The sequence below is a fragment of the Streptomyces sp. NRRL WC-3618 genome, from assembly GCF_001280005.1.
Lineage (GTDB): Bacteria > Actinomycetota > Actinomycetes > Streptomycetales > Streptomycetaceae > Streptomyces.
This window is the reverse complement of the sequence record NZ_LGDW01000149.1, coordinates 1-5,346: the sequence shown is the minus strand read 5'-3', so window position 1 is coordinate 5,346 and position 5,346 is coordinate 1. Positions and strand designations below refer to the sequence as shown.

At 64.4% G+C, this 5,346-nt stretch carries 10 protein-coding genes; 6 read left to right on the top strand and 4 right to left on the bottom strand.

Annotation, left to right across the window (positions count from 1 at the left end; translation table 11 throughout):
- Together ADL01_RS42060 and ADL01_RS16775 are read left to right on the top strand one after the other, a co-directional pair.
- Positions 1 to 1,426, top strand: a 1,426-nt coding sequence (locus tag ADL01_RS42060) for an HNH/ENDO VII family nuclease (protein ID WP_267889922.1), incomplete at its 5' end; no start/stop codon positions are given.
- The gene (locus ADL01_RS16775; RefSeq protein WP_053742804.1) at positions 1,423 to 1,917 is read left to right on the top strand and encodes an SMI1/KNR4 family protein; all 495 of its coding nucleotides are present in this window, start codon (positions 1,423 to 1,425) and stop codon (positions 1,915 to 1,917) included. The genes ADL01_RS42060 and ADL01_RS16775, both read left to right, overlap by 4 nt.
- 88 nt (positions 1,918 to 2,005) lie before the next feature.
- On the opposite strand, the gene ADL01_RS42055 is transcribed toward ADL01_RS16775, so the two are convergent.
- From ADL01_RS42055 to ADL01_RS16760, 3 genes are read right to left on the bottom strand one after another with little or no spacing between them, the layout of a single operon-like run.
- Complete coding sequence (locus ADL01_RS42055; RefSeq protein WP_234354668.1) at positions 2,006 to 2,197, bottom strand: integrase; 192 nt, start codon at positions 2,195 to 2,197, stop codon at positions 2,006 to 2,008.
- Positions 2,194 to 2,721 (bottom strand): flavoprotein, encoded by a 528-nt coding sequence (locus ADL01_RS16765; RefSeq protein WP_053742806.1) that lies wholly within the window; start codon positions 2,719 to 2,721, stop codon positions 2,194 to 2,196. The genes ADL01_RS42055 and ADL01_RS16765 overlap by 4 nt, the downstream gene beginning before the upstream one ends.
- Positions 2,718 to 3,941: a helix-turn-helix domain-containing protein gene (locus ADL01_RS16760; RefSeq protein WP_053742802.1), complete on the bottom strand. Its 1,224-nt coding sequence runs from the start codon at positions 3,939 to 3,941 to the stop codon at positions 2,718 to 2,720. Before ADL01_RS16760 ends, ADL01_RS16765 begins: the two co-directional genes overlap by 4 nt.
- Before the next feature lie 205 nt (positions 3,942 to 4,146).
- Between ADL01_RS16760 and ADL01_RS16755 the strand changes: the two genes are divergently transcribed.
- From ADL01_RS16755 to ADL01_RS16745, 3 genes are read left to right on the top strand one after another with little or no spacing between them, the layout of a single operon-like run.
- On the top strand, positions 4,147 to 4,305 hold the full coding sequence (locus tag ADL01_RS16755; RefSeq protein ID WP_159049546.1) for a hypothetical protein: 159 nt from the start codon (positions 4,147 to 4,149) through the stop codon (positions 4,303 to 4,305).
- On the top strand, positions 4,302 to 4,493 hold the full coding sequence (locus ADL01_RS16750; protein WP_053742800.1) for a hypothetical protein: 192 nt from the start codon (positions 4,302 to 4,304) through the stop codon (positions 4,491 to 4,493). Before ADL01_RS16755 ends, ADL01_RS16750 begins: the two co-directional genes overlap by 4 nt.
- Complete coding sequence (locus ADL01_RS16745) at positions 4,490 to 4,705, top strand: hypothetical protein (protein WP_053742799.1); 216 nt, start codon at positions 4,490 to 4,492, stop codon at positions 4,703 to 4,705. Before ADL01_RS16750 ends, ADL01_RS16745 begins: the two co-directional genes overlap by 4 nt.
- An 81-nt stretch (positions 4,706 to 4,786) precedes the next feature.
- Here ADL01_RS16745 and ADL01_RS16740 read toward each other — a convergent pair whose 3' ends face one another.
- A complete protein-coding gene (locus tag ADL01_RS16740; protein ID WP_053742798.1) occupies positions 4,787 to 5,077 on the bottom strand; it encodes a hypothetical protein in 291 nt (96 codons plus the stop codon).
- Positions 5,078 to 5,090: 13 nt separating this feature from the next.
- Here ADL01_RS16740 and ADL01_RS16735 point away from each other — a divergent pair.
- The coding region (locus ADL01_RS16735; protein WP_159049545.1) for a hypothetical protein at positions 5,091 to 5,346 on the top strand (256 nt) is incomplete at its 3' end.

The following is a 5,346-nucleotide window of genomic DNA, read 5'->3' as shown; positions in this document are numbered from 1 at the left end:
CGGGGCCCGGGAGTACGACCAGGGGGCGGGGCGGTTCCTGTCGGCGGATCCGATTATTGATCTCGCGGATCCGGTGCAGATGAACGGGTACGCGTACTCGAATAACAGCCCCATCAGCAAGAGTGATCCCACCGGCTTGATGAGCGCTGCCGAGGCTTACCTGGGCGGGGGCGGTTCTGTCCCCGTGGAAGACTGGGATTCGCCTAACCCCGGTAAATCCGGGTCTGGAGGTGGCTCGGGTGGGACGGGCGGCGGTAGTGATAGCGCATGGATCGCGTCGACAACTCCATCGTCGAATGACGCACGTGCGGTGGGCTCGCAGTACTACAACTTCGGTAGTAATAAGCTTTCGAGCACTCAGGGTGGCTACTGGGCTCCTCAGACCAATGTATTCGGCCGCCAGGAAACCGTTTGCTTTGGTCGCCTAGCCTGCAATCACGCGTATGCATACTCCCTCAAAAATCGGAATGACGCGGCAGGGGCGAAACATATCGCTGCTACCTATTGTCTTTCTCATGAGAATGAATGTGCGCAGGATGCTCGGGTGTGGGAGCGCACGGTAGAGCTGGGAAATGAGTTCGTTGCGGCAGCGGGTATGGGGCGAGGCGGGTTGGCCGGCCGGGGCGGGGCGGTGGGCTGCAAATGCTTCCTTGCCGGAACTGATGTCCTCATGTCCGATGGCAAGACCAAGAACATCGAAGAGGTCAAGGTCGGTGATCAAGTCACCGCGACCGACCCTGAGACCGGGGAGACCGGGGCGCGTAACGTCACCCGCCTCATCGTCACCGACAGCGACAAGAGATTCAACGAACTGACTCTCGACACCAGGGACGGCCCAGAGAAGCTCACCGCCACGCACGAGCACCCCTTCTGGGTGCCCTCCCTGGGCCAATGGGTCGCAGCAGGGTCACTGGCTCCGGACATGACCTTGCGCACGCCTGACGGAACCACCGTGACGGTACTGGCCAACCGGTCTTATTCCGACCACGTTCGTACGTACAACCTGACCGTCGATGACCTGCACACGTACTATGTGCTGGCGGGCGAGACGCCGGTCCTGGTTCACAACTCAAACTGCCAATTCTGGTCGCGGACTGACTACAACGGTCAGCGCATGTATCAGCGGGATGATCTGGTGAATCCGGACTATTTTTCACCTGCGGACAAGTACGGTCGGAGCAATCTCAAGAGAATGCAGCAAGGGCTGGCCCCTATGGGCCCGGATGGCAAGCCGCTGAACCTTCACCACATGCTTCAGACGCAGGACGGGCCGATCGCCGAGGTGACGCACTCCATGCACTTCGGGAACTATAATCAGTTGCACTGGAAGGCGGGCACCAAGATTCCCAGTGGAATCGATCGCGATGCCTTCAACTCCTGGAAATCCCAGTATTGGAAAGACAGAGCGGCAGGATTTGGTGGATGATGAGCGCAGTCGAGGATAGTGAGCGCCTGATCGAGCTGGTTCGTGCCAACGACGACATCGCGAACCATGCAGATGGTTGCGACACAGGGACGATCACCGCCGCCGAGCGCGATCTGAGCGTCATGTTTCCTCCCTCGTATCGCCGCGTGATCGAAGAGTTCGGGACCTGGGATATCGCTGGCGAAGAATTCCTTGGCGTGTATCAGACACCTGCCATGGGGCAGAAGCTGCTAGGTTCCGTAACTGAGACCTTGGATGCTCACAGCCAGTACGGAATGCCATCCGACCTGATCGTTGTAATGTTTGACGGAATGGGTGGATTGATCGTTCTCGATTCCTCTCAAGCGGATCAGGAAGGTGAGTATCCGATCCTAGTTTGGAATCCTGGCGTCGCGGACCGTCAGAGCATGGAGAGGCTCGGAGATGATTTTGGATCTTTCGCTCTCTCCCTGTGTCAACGAGCTGTGACTCGCTGGCGAGAGTCCAGCTGAACCTGAAAATTACGAGAAAAGCGAGAAGCCTCGCCAGACTTTCCTGGCGAGGCTTCTGCGGTTCTTGACGGCAACGGTGACGGCAACGTCAGCGGACGACTGCTGCGGCGGGTGGGTCGTCCGGGCCGTCTCCGGTCGAGTGGAGGGCATCGTTGAGGGTATCGATGGCTTGGCGTTGCAGGCGGAGTCGGACGTGGGCGTAGCCGCCGGCGGTGACGCCGATGTGGGCGTGGCCGAGGAGTTTGGGAAGACGGCTGCGGTGACGCACTGCTGAGATCACACAGGCAGGGCGGCCAAAGCTGCATCCCACGGATACGCGTCCAGGTCACCCTGCTTGGGCGCATGAGGAATGAACCCTCCGTCGCCCAGAAGTACGGTCACTCCGCATTCACGGAGAAATGACACACTCCGATCAAGGGCAGGGTGTGCCGCCTGGGCTTGGTTCAGGTAAGGGAGGGCAACGAGTGGTATCCGTAGACCGATGCCTTCCGTGACGAGTCCGAGGGCGAGTGTGTCGGCGTGGCCGTCAGCCCACTTGGTCAGCGTGTTGAGCGTGGCGGGGGCTACGAGGATGGCGTCCGGCGGGGGCAACACGTCGGATTCAGCAGGCAATTTGTACTGGTGGCGTACGGGGTATCCGGTCAGTTCGCGAAGCTCGGCAATGTCGTCCTCGAGCCAGCGGTGCGCGGAGGGGGTGAGGACGAGGCAGACGTCCCACCCGGCGGCTTGGGCCTTGCGTATGCCGGTGGAGACGTACTGAGCGGGCGGAGCGGCGCAGGAGATCAGATACAGGATCTTGGTCACCCGGGCAGTCCACACCGTGTGGCGAGTGCCTGCAAGCGCGCCTCGGCACTTCCCGCGCCGAGAAGGCGCAGATCCTCGACGAGTTGGCGACTATTGGGGCGGCAGCGCACCTCTTCCGCAGCTTCCTTCTCCGCCAGGAGCAGTGTCTCGACCGCCTTCTCCCGACGGCCGGCCTGTGTGTAGCCGTACGCGAGATCGACAAGGTGATGAGCGCGCCGCTCGCGCGGCAGGGCATCGCGGCGCGGCGCCGGAATGGCCTCAGCGGCGGCGACGGCCTCAGCGCCTTCGCGGAGCCGCGCGTGCGCGGCAACGCGGTGCACTGCAACGTTCGTTGGCCCATACGCGGTGAACATCGCATTGCCGTCCGCACCGAGTTGCGTAGCGTGATGGTCGGCCTGATCGAGGAGATCGGGGGCGGCACTGCGGTTCTCGATGCTGGCTGAGGCCATGGCGGCTTTGAGATAGAGCATGCCCAGAACGGAGAACCCGTCTGCGCCACGCTCGATCAGCTCGTTCTCCAGACGGTCGGCGGCAACAACGGCGAATTCGACAGCGGCGGCAGCCTGCCCATGGTGAGTCATCGCGTCGGCAAGGTGCCGGGCCGCCGCAGCCATGGTGACAGGGTCCCCAGATCGCTCGGCAGCCGCTACCGACCGGTCTGCTGCCATGAACGCTAAGCCGGTGTCGCCGAACTTGATCGCCACGGCCTCGACCAGTTGCAGAGACATGGACAGCAGCCGGAACGACGCAAGCCGTGCGTCTCCCTCATGTCTGGCGGCAGCACGGTTGGCGTCGATGAGGAGCCCCGGGACTACGCGGCCCAGTGAAGCGAAGTGGCTTGCCTGGAACGCAGTCCAGCCGTACTCCACGTTGTTGCTCAGCGTCTCGACGGAGACGGGCTCGAAAGCGGTCCCGTCGCAGGAACCGGTGATCACGTCGTGGTGTTGCAACGTGCGGCGAATCGCTGCGAGTTCGGTGCCATCCACGCACTCGCCACCTTTGCCGAGCGGAGCGTCCGACAGCAGATCTTCGAGACGTACTGACAGCACTCGGGCCACGCCTTCCAGCACGGACAGCCGTGGATCGCTTTGCCGCTGCCCTCCCTCCAAGTCTTGGACCCATCTACGGGACATGCCCATAAGCGCGCCGAAGTCCGCCTGAGTGATCCGCCGACGCTCGCGCCAGTAGGCAATGCGCCTGCCGATTCCCCTCGTGTCCACCCTGCCCCCTGGCGACCGACCGATGACGCACGCAAGTTGCGTGCCTACTCACCGTTATACCCCCCTTACGGTCTGAGAGTGCGGTAACCCATCGAAGACCCCGGCGACCGTTCGCGCGGCCCCGGGGCGATGGCCCACCTGAAGGAAGCAGGTCGACATGACGCAAGCTACAGCCCCGTATAACGGGCGTGAATCCGGGGTCAGGATGACAATCCACGTCTACACGGTGCGCGGCGGAACCGGTGAGATCGTCGAGGACCGAGGCACCGTCAGGGTCCTGGGCGGCGGCGGTCCGCTCCCCCTGACGATCGCGTTCCCGCCCTGCGCCTGCCCGTTTCACCGCATGCAGGAGCCCGCGCTATGACCATCCGTGCCGCCACAGACACCCCGCCCCCGTCGGCGGAGTGCACGGTCGCGCAGCGGCCGGAGTACGCGGATCTGCACCGCGTCTGCCGTCAGGCCGAGGACGTGCCCTTGCCCCATGGAAGCGGGCTGTTGCTGATGCGTCGCTGCGGCCGCACCTGCCACGCCCGGCCCGGGGAGGTGGCATGACGTCGCCGGGGCCGCACGCGTGCCGTCACTGCGAGGGGCTGATCCTCGACCCGGACGACGCGGTCGTGGTGGCGTACGTGCACACCAACTCCGGGCCTGGCCGGGTGGTGTGGGCGCACAGTGCGCACGCGCACCTCGTAGAGCCGGACCCGTACCCGCTCGCGCTGCTGGCCCGTATCCGCGCGCTCTGCGCGGGGAACTCCGGCACCTGAATCGTCGCCCTGGGCCCGGTGACCGACCGACAGACAGCACATGTCTCAGTCACCGGGCCCTTCATCGGACCGGACCGCCCCCTACTGCCTACTGCGGGAACTCGGCCGAATCTTCACCTCGCTCGCAGCCCGGGGCGTAATGCAGCCGGCCCCCGCCCGAAGCAGCACGTTCCCGCTGCCGTACTGCCCCGAGATCAGGAGGTCCGCGTCGCCGTCCCGGTCGAAGTCGCGCAGGCGGACGGCGAAGCCGAACTGGTGGTCCTGCGCAGGGTCTCCCGGCACGCCCGCCGTAGCCCGAGTGAACCACTGGGAACCGGCGCCGGGCAGGCCGTTCCTGCCGCCGCGCAGGACATGGACGCCACCGGCATCCAAGACCGAGCCGACCTTGTATCGGCACGGTGCCACCGAGAGCGGCGGAGACGTCGAGGTCGAGTTCACGGGCCGCCTGGTGAGAGGCTGGTCTCCGTCCCGTTCGTCGGGCGGTGTGCCGGACGTGGTGATCGGCTACCAGCTGGCGATCACCAACCGGACGACGTTCACGGAGTACGACGACCTCGGCCGTGTCACCTACGTCCGCGAGGGATCGGCGACCGCGAACCCGGTGAAGTCGTTCTCGTACGACAGCCTGCCGGGCGCGCTGG